The organism is Streptomyces sp. CBMA152 (assembly GCF_014596475.1).
Classification (GTDB): Bacteria; Actinomycetota; Actinomycetes; order Streptomycetales; family Streptomycetaceae; genus Streptomyces.
In genome coordinates, this window is sequence record NZ_MECJ01000024.1 from 252,183 (window position 1) to 266,412 (window position 14,230).

Annotated in this window: 14 protein-coding genes; 2 read left to right on the top strand and 12 right to left on the bottom strand. The window is 70.5% G+C overall.

The window, feature by feature from the left end; genetic code table 11:
• Positions 1-22 precede the first annotated feature (22 nt).
• The 9 genes from BG418_RS21040 to BG418_RS21080 all read right to left on the bottom strand — a co-directional run bounded on the left by BG418_RS21040 (position 23) and on the right by BG418_RS21080 (position 9,059).
• Positions 23-1,498, bottom strand: coding sequence for an FAD-dependent monooxygenase (locus BG418_RS21040; protein ID WP_188275484.1), 1,476 nt, complete (start codon positions 1,496-1,498; stop codon positions 23-25).
• A 7-nt stretch (positions 1,499-1,505) separates the two neighbouring features.
• Entirely contained in the window at positions 1,506-2,441 is a 936-nt protein-coding gene (locus BG418_RS21045) for an aromatase/cyclase (RefSeq protein ID WP_188275485.1), read from the bottom strand.
• Positions 2,442-2,471: 30 nt separating this feature from the next.
• Complete coding sequence (gene fabG, locus BG418_RS21050) at positions 2,472-3,257, bottom strand: 3-oxoacyl-ACP reductase FabG (RefSeq protein WP_188275486.1); 786 nt, start codon at positions 3,255-3,257, stop codon at positions 2,472-2,474.
• A gap of 24 nt (positions 3,258-3,281) precedes the next feature.
• On the bottom strand, positions 3,282-3,548 hold the full coding sequence (locus BG418_RS21055) for an acyl carrier protein (RefSeq protein ID WP_188275487.1): 267 nt from the start codon (positions 3,546-3,548) through the stop codon (positions 3,282-3,284).
• Positions 3,549-3,651: 103 nt separating this feature from the next.
• Entirely contained in the window at positions 3,652-4,866 is a 1,215-nt protein-coding gene (locus BG418_RS21060) for a ketosynthase chain-length factor (RefSeq protein ID WP_188275488.1), read from the bottom strand.
• Entirely contained in the window at positions 4,863-6,137 is a 1,275-nt protein-coding gene (locus BG418_RS21065; RefSeq protein WP_188275489.1) for a beta-ketoacyl synthase, read from the bottom strand. Before BG418_RS21065 ends, BG418_RS21060 begins: the two co-directional genes overlap by 4 nt.
• A complete protein-coding gene (locus BG418_RS21070) occupies positions 6,134-6,463 on the bottom strand; it encodes a TcmI family type II polyketide cyclase (protein ID WP_188275490.1) in 330 nt (109 codons plus the stop codon). The genes BG418_RS21065 and BG418_RS21070 overlap by 4 nt, the downstream gene beginning before the upstream one ends.
• 439 nt (positions 6,464-6,902) lie before the next feature.
• A complete protein-coding gene (locus tag BG418_RS21075) occupies positions 6,903-7,592 on the bottom strand; it encodes an antibiotic biosynthesis monooxygenase (RefSeq protein ID WP_188275491.1) in 690 nt (229 codons plus the stop codon).
• A gap of 51 nt (positions 7,593-7,643) precedes the next feature.
• Positions 7,644-9,059 carry an FAD-dependent monooxygenase gene (locus BG418_RS21080; RefSeq protein ID WP_262928602.1) on the bottom strand — a complete coding sequence of 472 codons (1,416 nt, stop codon included), beginning with the start codon at positions 9,057-9,059 and terminating at the stop codon, positions 7,644-7,646.
• A 197-nt stretch (positions 9,060-9,256) separates the two neighbouring features.
• Between BG418_RS21080 and BG418_RS21085 the strand changes: the two genes are divergently transcribed.
• Positions 9,257-9,703 (top strand): nuclear transport factor 2 family protein, encoded by a 447-nt coding sequence (locus tag BG418_RS21085; protein WP_188275493.1) that lies wholly within the window; start codon positions 9,257-9,259, stop codon positions 9,701-9,703.
• A 76-nt stretch (positions 9,704-9,779) separates the two neighbouring features.
• Here BG418_RS21085 and BG418_RS21090 read toward each other — a convergent pair whose 3' ends face one another.
• Positions 9,780-10,196, bottom strand: a complete 417-nt coding sequence (locus BG418_RS21090; RefSeq protein ID WP_188275494.1) for a pyridoxamine 5'-phosphate oxidase family protein — start codon at positions 10,194-10,196, stop codon at positions 9,780-9,782.
• A gap of 170 nt (positions 10,197-10,366) precedes the next feature.
• Between BG418_RS21090 and BG418_RS21095 the strand changes: the two genes are divergently transcribed.
• The gene (locus BG418_RS21095) at positions 10,367-10,960 is read left to right on the top strand and encodes a TetR/AcrR family transcriptional regulator (RefSeq protein WP_188275495.1); all 594 of its coding nucleotides are present in this window, start codon (positions 10,367-10,369) and stop codon (positions 10,958-10,960) included.
• 6 nt (positions 10,961-10,966) lie between these two features.
• On the opposite strand, the gene BG418_RS21100 is transcribed toward BG418_RS21095, so the two are convergent.
• Both BG418_RS21100 and BG418_RS21105 read right to left on the bottom strand, forming a co-directional pair.
• Positions 10,967-13,900, bottom strand: coding sequence for a trypsin-like peptidase domain-containing protein (locus BG418_RS21100; protein WP_188275496.1), 2,934 nt, complete (start codon positions 13,898-13,900; stop codon positions 10,967-10,969).
• Positions 13,890-14,201 (bottom strand): trypco2 family protein, encoded by a 312-nt coding sequence (locus BG418_RS21105; RefSeq protein WP_317453713.1) that lies wholly within the window; start codon positions 14,199-14,201, stop codon positions 13,890-13,892. Before BG418_RS21105 ends, BG418_RS21100 begins: the two co-directional genes overlap by 11 nt.
• Positions 14,202-14,230: the final 29 nt, after the last annotated feature.

The window sequence follows — 14,230 nt, forward strand, 5'->3', positions numbered from 1 at the left end:
GGGGTTCTTCTCGTACGGGGACTCAGTGCGAGGGGCCGAACCAGCGCTCCAGGGCCTCCCGCAGCCCGGTGCCGTCGGTGTCCGGGCTACCGGCCCAGGCCACATGGCCGTCGGGGCGGACCAGGACGGCGCCCACCGAGTCGAGGGCGCCGTCCTTCTCCGGCACGGCGGGCAGAGCGGTGACCCGGTCCGCCCAGCCGGAGGCGTCCGGCAGCACCGCACTGCCACCGGACAGATCGAGGAGCACACCGCGTGCGGTGCGCAGCAACTGGGCGGTGTTCAGGGGGCCTTCGCCGGTGGTGAGCCCGGCGTCCGGCAGCCGCGCGCCGAGCAGCGGGTGCTCGGGGCCGCCCACGTCGTAACGGATGTCGAGGCCGCTGATCATCCCGGCGAGGTGCGCCCGGACGTCGTCGTACGGCAGGAGTTCGGTGAGGACCGAGCGCAGCGGCTCGACCTCCTGCCCGCCGAGCAGCAGCATGGCCTGCGCCCTGATGTTGGACAGGACCCGCCGGCCGACCTCGTGCCGCTCGTCGTGGTAGGTGTCGAGCAGGCCCTCGGGGGCCGACTCGCCCAGGTGCAGGGCCAGCTTCCAGCCCAGGTTGAAGGCGTCCTGGAGGCCCAGGTTGAGGGCCTGGCCGCCGATCGGCATCTGCCGGTGGGCGGCGTCACCGGCGAACAGGATCCGGCCGGCGCGGTACTGCGTGAGCTGGCGGTTGGCGTCGCCGAACGAGTTCGCCCACAGCGGGGTTCCGCCGCTGATGTCCTCGCCGGTGACACGCTTCCAGACCCCGGCGATCTCGCTGAACTCCGGGTCGCCGGTGCGGGGTTCGGCCTTCGAGCCGAACTCGTGCACCATCACCCGGGTCACCCCGTCGCGGGTCGCCGCGATGGCGAGCCCGGCGGGCAGCCGCTCGAAGCGGCGGTTGGGGATGGTGACACCGGCCACGTCCGCGCGCAGCAGCTCGCGGCCGGCGTCGTTGCCCGGGAAGTCGGCGCCCGTCAGGCGGCGCACGGCCGACTCCTCGCCGTCGCACCCGACGAGGAACCGCCCGCGCACCACGACCGCGCCCTCGGGCCCAGCCGCCCGGGCCTCGACGAAGTCGCCCTCGTCGGACACGGCGACCAGCTCGTGGCCGCGCCGGATGTCCGCGCCCAGCGACAGCGCCCACTCCTGGAGCAGCGCCTCGGTCCGGGTCTGGGGCATCTTCCACTGCCCCGGGAAGGGGCTGGGCAGCGTGAGGTCCATCGGGATGCCGCCGAAGTGGCCACGCGGCTCGTTCGGCGGCGTCCCGAACATCTCCAGGAGGCCGCGGCTGTCGAGGAGCTCCATGGTGCGGGCGTGCAGCGTGGAGGCCCTCGACTCCGTGGTGGGCGTGGCCCGCTGTTCCAGTACGACCACATCGGCACCGCCAAGACGCAGCTCACCGGCGAGCAGAAGCCCGACGGGGCCGGCGCCGACGACGATGACCTGGGTGTCGAGGCGGTCCGTGGTGGTCATCTCCGGTTCAGCCCTTCGACTCGGCGTACGTCTTGGCGTGGTTGAGCGTGGCCGTGCTGTTGGTGGACAGCGCGGTGTGGACGTACTCACGGGCGTCCGCGACGGTGGCCTCGGGGCCGAGGATCTTCGCGATGTTGTCCGTGTTGAGCGTGACGGTGTGCTGCGAGGAGGCGGCCGTGCCCTCCGGGGTCTCCTCGAACGTCCAGATCCCGGTGTGCAGGGTCATCAGCGCGGGCAGCGTGATCTGCTTGTACGCGATCTTGTGGTGCGGGAAGGTCACCCGGTACGACTTGGTGGTGTGCACCGAGCCGTCCTTGGCGCGGGTGTCCATCTCCAGGGTCTGCAGGCCCGGGGTGTCCTCGGTGAGCCGGACGACGGCCACGTGCGGCAGCCGCTCGGACCAGAGGTTGGCCTCGTTGATGAAGTCGTACAGGTCCTTGGGCGAGCCCTGGACGATGACGGTGTCGGTGAACGAGAACGTCACCTCTTCGGTCGCGTGGGCCAGTTCGACGTTCTGCTTCAGCGCGGCCAGCTCCGAGCGGCTGTTCTTGTCGACCGCCTCGTCGATCCAGGCCAGGCCCTCGGGGTCGTCGTCGATGGCCCGGTAGTCGTGGAGCAGCCGGACCCGCGAGGTGGACTCGCCCAGGGTCTCGATGATCCAGGTGCCGCCCATCGCGGCGACCGGCGGCGTGGTGACCTCCTGGCGGAAGGTGATCCGCAGGGCCTCGGGGTCGAGCTCACGGTGCGAGGTCCAGTTCTTGGCCTCGCCGTTGGCGGTGGCCCAGATCCGGATGCGCTCGTGGTTGTTGTGCTCGCCCACCTGGTCGACGTAGATCGTCGGCGGGAAGATCCGCGGCCAGTTGGTGACCTCCGCCAGCAGCCGGTACACGGCGGCGGCGGGGGCTTCGACGGTGATCTCGTGCTCGACCTCGCGGGTCGTCATATCCGCTGCTCCTTCGGGTACGTGGCGGGACTAGAAGTTGCCGAGGCCGCCGCAGACGTTGAGCGCCTGCGCGGTGATGGACGCGGCCGTGTCCGAGGCGAGGTAGCCGACCAGACCCGCGACCTCGTCCGGGGTGGAGTAGCGGCCGAGCGGGATCTTGGACTGGAACTTCTCCAGGATCGCGTCCTCGGAGGTGGAGTACGCGGCCGCGTAACCCTGGCGAACCCGCTGCGCCATCGGCGTCTCGACGTATCCGGGGCAGACGGCGTTGACCGTGATGCCGGTCGGCGCGAGCTCGTTGCCCAGCGCCTTGGTGAAGCCGACCACGCCGTGCTTGGAGGCCGAGTACGGGGCGCCGAGGACGACACCCTGCTTGCCGGCGGTGGAGGCGATGTTGATGATCCGGCCGCGGTCCTTGTGACGCATGCCGCCGGTGTTCAGGACCTCACGGGTGACCCGGAAGACACTGTTCAGGTTGGTGTCGATGACGGCGTCCCACAGCTCGTCCTCGATGTCGGCGGTGACGCCGCCACCGGAGCGGCCGGCGTTGTTCACCAGCACGTCGACGGTGCCGAAGCGGTCGACGGCCGCCTGGACGAAGGCCTTGACGCTGTCGGCGTCGGTGACGTCCAGCGCCGAGCCGTCGGCCTCCAGACCCTCGCCCTGGAGCTGCTTGACCGTCTCGGCGACGTTGTCGGCGTTGCGCGCGCCGATGAAGACCTTGTGGCCCTGCGAGCCGAGCAGCCGGGCGACGGAGAGCCCGATGCCGCTCGTGGCACCCGTGACCAGCGCGACCCGTGCGGTGTTCTCGGTCATGATTCCTCTTCCTTTTCGAGCGGCTCAGGCGGCGGACGCGGAGGACAGCTGGGCGTTGACGACCTCGATGAGGGCGCGCGGGGTGACCGCGTCGGTCAGCGCGTCGTCGTCGAGCGAGATGCCGTACTCGCGCTCGATGCGGCCGCCGGTCTCCAGCAGAGCGAGCGACTCGTATCCCAGGACCTCGAACTCGGTGTCCAGAATGTCGCCGTCCAGGTCGACGCCCTCGTCGGCGCCCGCCGCCTCCAGCAGAATGCGCTTCAGGTCTTCGAGGGTGAACGTGGTGGCCATGGGATTTCCCTTCCTCAGTACGCGTGCCCAAGTGGCTGGTCGCAGTGGTGTTCAGCGGTGGTGCGTGAATATCGGGTGGAGCGGTGGAGCTGGTGCGTACCAGCTACTCGGCTGCGCGTACGACGACGGCCGAGTTGAAGCCCCCGTAGCCGCGGGCCAGGACCAGCGCGGTGCGCACCTCGGCGGTGCGCGGCTGGCCGGTGACCAGGTCCAGGTCGTACTCGGCGGCCGGATCGACGTGCACGGTCGGCGGGATCAGACCGTCCTTCATGGCGAGGAACGCGGCGGCCAGGTCCAGCGGGGCCGCGCCCGAGTAGAGCCGTCCGGTCATCGTCTTGGGAGCGGTGACCGGCACGCCGCGCACGCCGAACACGGCGTTGATGGCCTCGGCCTCCTGCCGGTCGAGCTCGGGGTCGGCGGCCGCGTCGGCGAAGACCACGTCCACGTCACCCGGGGCGACCCCCGCGTCCGCCAGGGCGAGTTCGATGGCCTTGCGCAGCCCCGGCGGACGGCCGGAGCCGGCCTTGGGGTCGATCGTCGAGCCGTAGCCCGAGATCTCGCCGTAGACGCGGGCGCCACGGGCGCGCGCCGACTCGGCGTCCTCCATGATCAGGATCGCGCCGCCCTCGCCGGGCACGTACCCCGCGGCCTCGCGGTCGAAGGGGAGGTAGGCGCGGGTCGGCTCCTCGCTGGTGGAGAGCCGGTCGCTGGCCAGCTGTGCCACCCAGCCCCACGGGCAGACCGAGGCGTCGATGGCGCCGGAGACGACCACGCTGGTGCCCTTGCGGATCTGCCGCCGCGCCTGCGCCACCGCGTCGAGCCCGCCGGCCTGGTCGCTGACGACCACGCCGCTGGGGCCCTTCATGCCGTTGCGGATGGAGATCTGGCCGCTGTTGACCGCGTAGAACCAGGCGAAGGACTGGTATGCCGAGACGTACTGGCTGCCCTTGGACCACAGCGCCTGGAGCTCGTTCTGGCCGAACTCGAAGCCGCCGGCCGCGCTCGCGGTCACCACGCCCATGTCGAACTCGCCGAGTTCGGACGGGGTGATGCCCGCGTCGGCGAGCGCCCAGTCGGCGGCGACGAGCGCGAGCCGGGTGACCCGGTCGGTCTGCGGGAGCAGACGGCTGGGCAGCAGCTCCTCCGCGACGAAGCCCGGGACCTCGCCGGCCAGCTTGGCCGGGTAGGACGACGGGTCGAAGCGGGTGATGCGGCCGATGCCGCTCTTGCCACCGACGGTCGCCGCCCAGAAGTCCTCGATGCCGAGCCCGTTGGGGGACGCCACCCCCAGACCGGTGACCACCACGGACGACGTCATGCGAGCTTCCTCTCGGGACGGGCGAGCACCACGGCGCTCTGGAATCCACCGAAGCCGCTGCCGACCGAGAGGACCGCGTCGGTCTTGCGGTCGCGGGCGGTCAGCGGGACGTAGTCCAGGTCGCACTCGGGGTCGGGCGTGTGCAGATTGGCCGTGGGCGGTACGACGTTGTACTCCATGGCGAGCGCGGACGCGGCGATCTCGATGGAGCCGATCGCGCCGAGCGAGTGCCCCACCATCGACTTGATGGAGCTCATCGGCGTCCGGTAGGCGTGGTCACCGAGGATCCGCTTGACGGCCGCCGTCTCGTGGCGGTCGTTCTGCTTGGTGCCGGAGCCGTGGGCGTTGATGTAGTCGATCTCGTCGCCGTTCATCCGCGCCTCGTCGAGCGCCACGCGGATCGCCTCGGCCATCTCCGCGCCGTCGGGGCGCAGTCCGGTCATGTGGTACGCGTTGGAGCGCGTGGCGTAGCCCGCGATCTCCGCGTAGATGTGCGCGCCACGCTTCTGCGCGCTCTCCAGCTCCTGAAGGACGAAGAACGCGGTGCCCTCGCCGAGGACGAAGCCGTTGCGCGAGTTGTCGAAGGGCCGCGAGGCCGTCTCGGGCTCGTCGTAACGATTCGTCGTGGCCTTGATCGCGTCGAAGCACGCCATGGTGATCGGCGAGATCGGCGCGTCCGAGGAACCGGCGATCATGACGTCGGCGGAGCCCTCGCGGATCAGCTCGACGGCGTAGCCGACCGAGTCGATGCCGGAGGTGCAGCCGGTGGAGACCACGGTGCTGGGGCCCTCGGCGCCGACCGCCCAGGCCACCTCGGCCGCGAACGAGCTCGGCACCAGGTGGTTGTAGAGGTGCGGCGCGGCGTACTGGTGGTCCACGAGGTCGAGCCGGCCGCCGTCGCTGACGACCCGGTACTCCTCGTCCAGGCCCATGGTGGCGCCGACCGCGCTGCCGACCGTGACACCGACCCGGTACGGGTCGAGCGCGCCGAGCTCCAGACCGCTGTCCGCGAGCGCGCCGCGCGAGGCGACGACCGCGAACTGGCCGGCGCGGTCCATGCGCCGGACCTCCTGCGGGCTCAGACCGTGCTCGTACGGGTCGAAGTCGATCTCTGCGGCCACCCGCGAGCGGAACGGCGTGGGGTCGAAGAACGTGATCCCCCGGGTCGCCGTGCGGCCCTCGCTGAGAAGGCTCCAGAAGTTCTTGGCGCCGATACCACCGGGGGCGAGAACCTCCATCCCGGTGATGACCACCCTGCGAGGCGTACTCACGCGCGCCCCTCCCAGTTGTAGAAGCGCGTGGCCATGGCGTCGGCGGGCGAGCGCCAGGTGGCCGGGTCGTACGCCTGGATGAACGGCTTGAGGTCGTTGCTGATCCCGATGAACCGCGGGTCGTTCTTCGCGGCCTCGATCAGCTCACCGCCGTTGTCCGCGTCGAAGTCCTGCAGGTGGAAGTAGAGGCCCCGGTAGGAGAACAGCTGGCGGCGCAGCGTTCCCATCCGGTGCGGCATCTCCGTCGCGTCGAACTCGGCGAAGAGCTTGGCGACGTCGGTGCTCGAACCGGGTTCCATGCGGGCGACGATGAGCGTGCTGTGCATACGTATTCGCTCCTCAGCGGTTGCGGTTGATCCGGCACTGGCCCCGCTTCCTGCGCGTACGACGTCGGACGCGGCCGAATGCGAGAGCCATGAACGGGAGTTGAGCGAGAGGATCAGCGGTGGCGAACCACGCCCCGGATCATGCATTCAAGGGTCCGCTGAGCGGGCATGTCCTTTCAAGGCGCCCCGGTTCAGGTCTACGTCCGGTTCGGTCAGGTTCCGCAAATGTCCCGCAGCCATGTCAGAGAACCCGCAGTAATCAGCAGCTGACCCGTGCGGAATTGTCACGTCGGCGTCAGGTGCCGTCAGGTCGCGAACCGGACCGTCTTGCCATCGGAAAGCCGCCCGAACGGGCCTGAAAAGCCGGAACGCCCGGCTCCATAAAGGGAGTCGGGCGTCCGGATGTGCTCATTCCGCCTCAGCGGAATGCTCTGTTTCGTTACTCGCCGGCCGCGCGGGTGTGGACCACGCGGTAGGTGTTGGAGTCCACCGACGTCAGGAGCGAGCCGGTGCGCCTCTCCGCGTCCTGGCGGGCGGCGGGCTTGTCGCCCTGCGCCGTGGCCTGGTAGGCGTCGAAGGCCTCCTTGCTCTCCCACTGCGAGTAGGAGACGACGAAGGAGCCCTCAAGGCCACGGGCAGCGATGCCCTTGAGGATGGTGTGCGAGACGTAGCCGGGAACGTCGCTGAGGAACTTCATCGACGGGCCGAGCGCGTCCACCAGGTCGTCCTGGTTCTTCTCCTCGACACCGAAGACCGCGATGACGGTGTAGTCGGTGCGGGCCGGGGAGATCTCGACGCCGTCGCCCGACTTGGTCTGCGAGTACGCGACCTCGTTCTGGAGCAGGCGGATCGACGTGGTCAGCTCGCCGAAGAGCGGGAGCGTGCGGTGCTTGAACTCCTCGCCGTCGTAACGGTCCTCAAGGTCCGCGCGGCTGCGCCACTGGATGAAGTTGGCCGTGCCCGGCTTGTCCACACCGGCGTGCACGGTGGACGACATCCAGCCCGGGTAGGCCGCCGCGTCGACGATCTCGCGCATCGCGCCGAGCAGCCCCTCCTGCTTCTCCGGGGCGTCCGTGGAGAACAGGTTGAGGACGGTCAGGTGCTTGTCATCGGAGGAAATCTTGGGCATGTTCTTCGCTTCCTTCGGTCTCTACGGATGTGAAAGGGAGTCAGGCCCAGCTCAGTTGGGTCGGCCGAACCATCGGTTGAGTGCTTCGGCGAGCCCCTCCGTGCGCGACGCGGCAGGGGCGACCCATGCGACATAGCCGTCGGGACGGACCAGGAAGGCGTCCAGCCCGTTGTCGCAGTCGTGTTGCTCGGCGGTGACCGTGATGACACGGTCGGCCCAGCCTGCGGCGAGCTCCCGCAGGTGGGGGTCATCGGTGAGGTTGAACAGGATGGCCTTGCCGGCCGAAAGGAGCTCGAAGTTGGTGGTCTTCTTGCCGTCGACCACCAACTCCTCGTCCTTGAGACGCCGGCCGAGCAGCGGATGGTCGCCCGCGCCCACGTCGTGGCGGATGTCCAGGCCGGTGACCATGCCGATCAGCGTCTTCTGGACGTCCTCGAACCCGGTGAGCTCGGTGAACACATCGAGCAGCGGGGTGATCTCGTCGCCGCCGAGGTAGAGGATCCGCTGGGCGAGCGTGTTGGTGAGGACCCGCGCGCCGACCGGGTGCCGCTCGGAGTGGTACGTGTCGAGCAGGCCCTCGGGAGCCTGGCCCTTGATCTCCAGGGCGAGCTTCCAGCCGAGGTTCACCGCGTCCTGCACACCGGCGCTCATTCCCTGGGCGCCGATGGGCAGATGGATGTGGGCCGCGTCGCCGGCCAGGAAGACCCGGCCCCTGCGGTACTCGGCGGCCTGCCGGCTCACATCGCTGGTGGTGGAGACCCAGTGCACGGTGGCGCCGCTGATGTCCTCGCCGGACAGGCGCTTGAACGCCTCGGCCACCTCGTCGAAGGTGATCGGGTCCGGGCTCTTGCGCAGCGGCTCGCTGCGGTCGAAGTAGACGATCCGGCAGCGCTCCGGGCCGAGCGGCAGCACCATGACCATGCCGCCGGGCACCCGCTCGCCGCTGAAGCGCGGGCGCAACGGCACCCCGCTGATGTCGGCGAACCGGAGCTCGATGGCCGGGTCGGTGCCCGGGAAGTCGATGCCCGCGAGCTTGCGCACCGCGCTGCGGGCGCCGTCCGCGCCCACCAGGTAGCGGCCGCGCAGCGTGGCGGGCCCCTCGGGGGTGCTGACCTCCACGCTCACGCCGTCGGTCCCATTGTCCAGGCCGGTGACCTCGACCCCGCGCCGCACCTCGGCGCCGAGCTGCCCGGCCCAGTCGGCCAGGACGCCCTCGGTGCGCGACTGGGGGATGCCCCGCGCCCCGTACGAACCGCCCTCGACCAAACGGTAATCGATGGACACTCCGCCGAAATGACCGACCGGAATGACGTCGACTTCACCGAAACGGGACAGCAGGCCACGCTGGCCGAATTCCTCGATGGTACGTGCCGAGAATCCCAGCGCACGGGACTGCTGAATGGGCTCGGCAAGGCGATCGACGACAATCACGGACACGCCGTTCAGGCGCAGTTCGCCTGCGAGCATGAGTCCAGTGGGGCCGGCTCCCGCGATAATTACGTCCGCGTCAAAGTTATCCATCTACCCTCTTCCGACTGGCGTTTCACCAGTATCCCGAGGGGTCCGGCGGGCGTAAATAGCCGCTAGTACAGACCTCTGACAAGTACGTCAAGTCTGCGACAAGGACTCTTGGTCAGAGGCTTGTTCCGGAGCCATCCTCAACCATGACCTCAAGCCAATCCTCCGCCGATGTCGCGGGACTGCTGAACCGCTACCTGATCAATCTGGACGACGACAAGCTCGATGACGCCTGGGCCAAGGGGCTGTTCACCGAGGACGCGGTCGTCGAGTTCCCGATGAGCCGGCACGAGGGGATCACCGGACTCGCCGAGTACCACAGCACGGCGCTCGCGGCCTTCGCGCGCACCCAGCACATCAACTCGCCCGCCGTCGTGGAAATCGACGGTGACCAGGCGTCTTTGCGGTGCAACATCGTCTCCACCCATGTGCACCACCCGTCCGACCATCCGGAGGACGCCGACCGCGATCCGATATTCGCCAACGGAAGCCTGGTGAGCGCCAAGGCCCGACGCACCCCGGACGGCTGGCGGCTCAGCCTGCTGTCGCTGCGCATGATCTGGGTGACGGGCACCCCGCCCCGCAAGGGCTGACACCGACGACAAGAGCGCGGCGGTACGGGGAGCGTCCTCCCCGTACCGCCGCGCTCTGCCGTTGTACGGAACCGGCTCAGACGTTGAGGGTCATGACCCGGTCGACCGCGATCTCCACGACCACCCGGCCGGGCGGGTTGGGCGGGCCGGACCGGTAGCGGCGGGTGTAGCGGCGCGCGCCCTCGGTGACCCGCACCGGGTCGTCGGCCACCACGGCGGAGCCTTCGAGGGTGACCCAGGCGAACCCGGCCACCTGGCATATCGCGACCCGGCTGCCGGGCGCGGCGATCAGGTTGCGCGCCTTGCGGGAGGTGGACACCGTCATCACCCGGGCGAGACCCGCCTGCGCGTCCCAGGTGAACCGCACCGGCGCCACATGCGGGGACCCGTCGGGCCGGATCGTGGTCAGCACGCCGATGTGCGGCTCCGACAGGAATGCCTCCACCGACGCCGACACCTCCGGCGCACTCGTACGCCCCAGGGGCAACGACATCGTGTTCGTCCTTCCGTTTCACTGTGCGACCAGGCCATTGTCAACACCCCGGGCCGCACTGCGTAACCGACTGGGCAACTGCGAACCGCATACCCCAACTGGCGCGAAGTCAGGGCTGGTTCAGTAGGTAACGGCAGGGCATAGTAGAGTCAAACGGAGGGAGGTTCCGTATGCCAACGTCAACGCCAGTCACCGAGAACGGTCCCCGTCGGCTCCGGGCCGACGCGGAGCGCAACCGGGCCAGGGTGCTGAACGCGGCCCGGGAGCTCTTCGCGGAACGCGGCGCCAACGTGTCCATGGACGAGGTGGCCCGCCGCGCCGAGGTCGGCGTGGGGACGCTCTACCGGCACTTCCCCACCAAGGAAGCCATGGTCGTCGCGGCCTCCCAGCAGCGCTTCGGCGAGATCCTCACGTACTACCGCACGGTCTGCCGCGAGTCGGCCGAGCCGCTGGAAGCACTCCAGATGCTGCTCACCCGGGTCGGCGAGGTGGAGGCGCGCGACCGGGGTTTCGCCAGCGTCGTCGGCGGCACGCTCGGCTCCGAGGGACCGCCCAGCACCATGCGCGCCGACCTGGAGGCCGAGCTGGTGGACCTGGTCGGCAAGGGCCAGGCGGCGGGCTCCATCCGCACCGATATCGCGGGCGCCGACATCCTCGCACTGACCTGCGGCCTCACCTCGATCGTGCACCGGCGCAGCGGCGACTGGCGACGCTACATCGACATCGTCCTCGACGGTCTGCGCTCCGCCCACGTCACGTCGTAACGGCGCTCAGCCCACCAGGCGGCGTGCCTCGGCGGTGAGCCAGGCGGGGGTGACGACCTCGGCGTTGCCGTCGAGGGCTGCCGCCGCGCGGATCAGGGCGTCGGCGGCGGCCCGGGGGTCGTCGGGCAGGGCGCGGGCGGCCTCGGCGAGGAAGCGGGCCGCCGCCTCCTGCGCCGCTCCGGCGATCTGGAGGGCGGTCGAGGCGCGTTCGGCCGTGGCGGCGCACTCCTCCGGGCGGCCGTCCCGCCAGTACGCCCAGGAGAGGTTGAGCAGGCAGACGCCCTCGGCCCGGGGGCTCTCCATCAGCGAACCCTCGTGGCGGGCCTCTTCGAGGACCGCGGCCGCCCGCGCCGGGGCATCGAGCGCCAGCAGGGCAAGGCCCCGCGCGTTCAGCGCGTACGCGACCGCTTCCTGGCTGTCTGCGGCGCGATACGCGCGGGCCGTCTCGGCGCCCGCGTCGGCCGTCTCCTGCCAGCGGCCCAGGGCGAGCAGGGCGATGGTGCGCGCGTTGCCCGCGCGGGCGATGGCGAGCAGGTCGCCGCTCGCCCCCGCCAGCACGGCCAGCCGGTCGGCGCCGTCCAGCGCACGCTCGCCGTCGCCGAGGTAGCTGTGGGCGAGGCTGAGCGAGAGCAGCGCGTGCGCTTCGCGCTCGGCGTCGCCGAGTTCATGGGCCAACTCGGCGGCGCGGGCGAGCGGTTCGACCGTGGCGCCCTGATCGCCGAGCTGACGGTGGGCGTCGCCCAGGCCGAACAGCGCGTTCTGCAACGCGGGCCGGTCGCCGAGGCGTTCGGCGAGGGCCGCGGCTTCGGTGAACAACTCGACCGCCTGCTCCATCGGACCGGCGCTGAGCCGGGCGTGCCCGTACGCGACGGTATGGGCGAGGCGTACCCGCTCGTCGGTGAGGTGTCCGTCGACCGCCAGGTGCATCGTGACCGCGGCGAGCACCGAGCCGTGCCAGACGAGCCATTCGCTGATCTCGCTCAACACCCGTGCGGCGCCGTCGTGGTCCCCGGCGGCGACAAGGTGGTCGAACTGCCGCCGGTGCGGCTCGACGTCCCCCAGCGTCCGCCAGGCGCCACGCGGCTTCGCCTTCAGCGCGTACCAGGATGCGATCCGCCGTTCCACCGCTTGCCTCCCGAAAGGTCCGTACCAGGGCATCTGGTCGCGGGCGATGTCCGCGTCCAACGGATGCAGGACGACCGTCCGGCTGGCCCGGTCGACGGAGACCAGGCGTACCCGGACGAGCGCCTTGAGGACCGGGCCCACCCGCAGCTCCGGGTCGAGTCCGCCCGCGATCTGTGCCACCGCGCTCTGCTCCACCGGGGTACGCAGCGCGGCGAGGACACCGAGGACGGCACGCGCGGGCTCGTCGAGGCGACGGTAGCGGTCCTGCGCGAGGTCCGCGACGACGTCGTGGCGACGGGTGAAGTCCTGCAACACGTCCTTGAGGCTGGGCAGCAGCACCGTTTCCTCGGCGACGGCGCCGACGAGGAGTTCAAGGGCGCGCGGGACGCCGTGGACCCGTAACGCCGCGTCGAGGAGTTCGTCGTCGGACAGGTCGGCGATGCCGAGGCTGCCGTCGCGGTCGAGTTCGCGCAGCAGCGCGGCGGCCTCGGCGGGGCGCAGTCCCTCCGAGAGCGGCACCTCGGCGGCGAAGCGGCGAAGTTCGGGCGCGAGTCGCACCGGCACCTGGCTGGTGACCAGCAGACGCGGGGTGGTGCGGGCCCGGAACAGCCAGTCCAGGAAGAGGGCCAACTCCTCGTCCTCGATGGTGCCGTCGTCGCCGAGCAGTTCCTCCACGTTGTCCATGAGGATGACGATCAGCCGCTCGCCCATCGCGTCGAACAGCGCGGCGAGCCGGTCCTGCGTGCTGCCGCCGCCCGCCCAGACCCCGCGCAGATGTTCCTCCCGCTCAGGGCCGAGCAGCCGGGCGCAGTCGAAGTAGAGCCGCTCCAGGGAGATGCCCGAGGTACGGGTGGAGAGATTGACCAGGCCGGACGGGAGGGGTCCTGCGGCGGGGCCCGGCCATTCGCCCCGGTCGAGGAGGTCCATGACCTTGGCGGCCAGCGCGCTCTTGCCGATTCCGCGCCGCCCGACGACGGTCACCATACGGATGGCGGGATCGCTCAAGTGGCGTGCGATCACGTCGCTTTCGCGGGTGCGGTTCTTGAACAGCTCGATGCCGTACGCCACGGGGACGCCGACCACCCGTATGCCAGGTGATTCCCCGGGGACGGCGAGGGGCAGGGCCGACATGTCGGGGAGCGCGAGCAACCGGGCCAACTCGGCGCGCTCCACGGCGTCGAGCCCGCGCAGCGCGTGGTCGAGACGGACGGCGGTGAGCCGTCCCGGGCCCTCGAAGCGATGGTGTTCGGCAACCACGCCGACGATGCGGCTCCCGGCCCACACCGCCGCGCCCGACATGCCCGCCCACGGCGACGCCAACGGGTCGGGATCGGTACCGGCCGGTGCCACGGTCATCTCCAGCGTGCCGGTCCGCAGATTGGAGAGCGTCGCCACCGTCCCGTCCGCCTGGTGCAGTTCACGGAAATACGCGCCGTCGGCCCGACGGCGACGCTTCCACAGCGGGAACCCGGCGGCGTGCACGCCGATCACCCCGTGCCGGTCGTCGGCGATGCGCCCGAAGCGGGCGGGTTCGGTGACGACGGGGGCGGCGGCCGGTGCCTCGATACTCAGCACGGCGAGGTCGCTGTCCATGTCCGCCCAGATCACGGCCGCTGGGACCGACCACTGTCCTGGCTGGTCGGCGTCGCACCGTACGACTGTCGAGGTCGCGTCGGCGACCACATGGGCGGCGGTGAGGACCGTCCGGGCGGAGATCCGGTAGCCGGAACCGCGCCGTCTGCCGTCGCCGCTCTCGACGATGATCTCGGCGATCCGATGCGGGTCAAGACCGTCGGACAACGGCTCAGCTCTCATCGGGCAGCTCCGCGCCCGAGATCAGCGCGGGGCTGTCGGGTGCGTCGCCGAGCACCGGCTGAAGGGTGAGCTTGATCCGTTGGGTGGCCGTGTGCGCGGAACGGGCGGAGCCGTGGACGTCGAGCACCCAGAACCGCACCTTCGCGCCCGGCTCGCGGCTGCGCTCCACTGCCACCGTGAGTTCGAGCTCCAGCTTCTCCGCCTGGAACCGCAGCCCTTCACCCGCCCCGTCCGCCATGGCCCGGCTCAGCTCGCTCCGCAACTGGCCGATCATCTCCGCCAGTTCCACCGCGTCGTCCACTCTCGTCCCCGTCTCGTCCGCCACCGTCC

Excerpts from the sequence above, each read along its gene's own strand:
- BG418_RS21070 (WP_188275490.1), bottom strand. The coding sequence starts at position 6,463 with ATGCACAGCACGCTCATCGTCGCCCGCATGGAACCCGGTTCGAGCACC.
- BG418_RS21040 (WP_188275484.1), bottom strand. The coding sequence starts at position 1,498 with ATGACCACCACGGACCGCCTCGACACCCAGGTCATCGTCGTCGGCGCC.
- BG418_RS21100 (WP_188275496.1), bottom strand. The coding sequence starts at position 13,900 with ATGAGAGCTGAGCCGTTGTCCGACGGTCTTGACCCGCATCGGATCGCC.
- BG418_RS21085 (WP_188275493.1), top strand. The coding sequence starts at position 9,257 with ATGACCTCAAGCCAATCCTCCGCCGATGTCGCGGGACTGCTGAACCGC.
- BG418_RS21055 (WP_188275487.1), bottom strand. The coding sequence starts at position 3,548 with ATGGCCACCACGTTCACCCTCGAAGACCTGAAGCGCATTCTGCTGGAG.
- BG418_RS21080 (WP_262928602.1), bottom strand. The coding sequence starts at position 9,059 with ATGCTCGCAGGCGAACTGCGCCTGAACGGCGTGTCCGTGATTGTCGTC.
- BG418_RS21090 (WP_188275494.1), bottom strand. The coding sequence starts at position 10,196 with ATGTCGTTGCCCCTGGGGCGTACGAGTGCGCCGGAGGTGTCGGCGTCG.
- BG418_RS21060 (WP_188275488.1), bottom strand. The coding sequence starts at position 4,866 with ATGACGTCGTCCGTGGTGGTCACCGGTCTGGGGGTGGCGTCCCCCAAC.
- BG418_RS21045 (WP_188275485.1), bottom strand. The coding sequence starts at position 2,441 with ATGACGACCCGCGAGGTCGAGCACGAGATCACCGTCGAAGCCCCCGCC.
- BG418_RS21075 (WP_188275491.1), bottom strand. The coding sequence starts at position 7,592 with ATGCCCAAGATTTCCTCCGATGACAAGCACCTGACCGTCCTCAACCTG.
- fabG (WP_188275486.1), bottom strand. The coding sequence starts at position 3,257 with ATGACCGAGAACACCGCACGGGTCGCGCTGGTCACGGGTGCCACGAGC.
- BG418_RS21095 (WP_188275495.1), top strand. The coding sequence starts at position 10,367 with ATGCCAACGTCAACGCCAGTCACCGAGAACGGTCCCCGTCGGCTCCGG.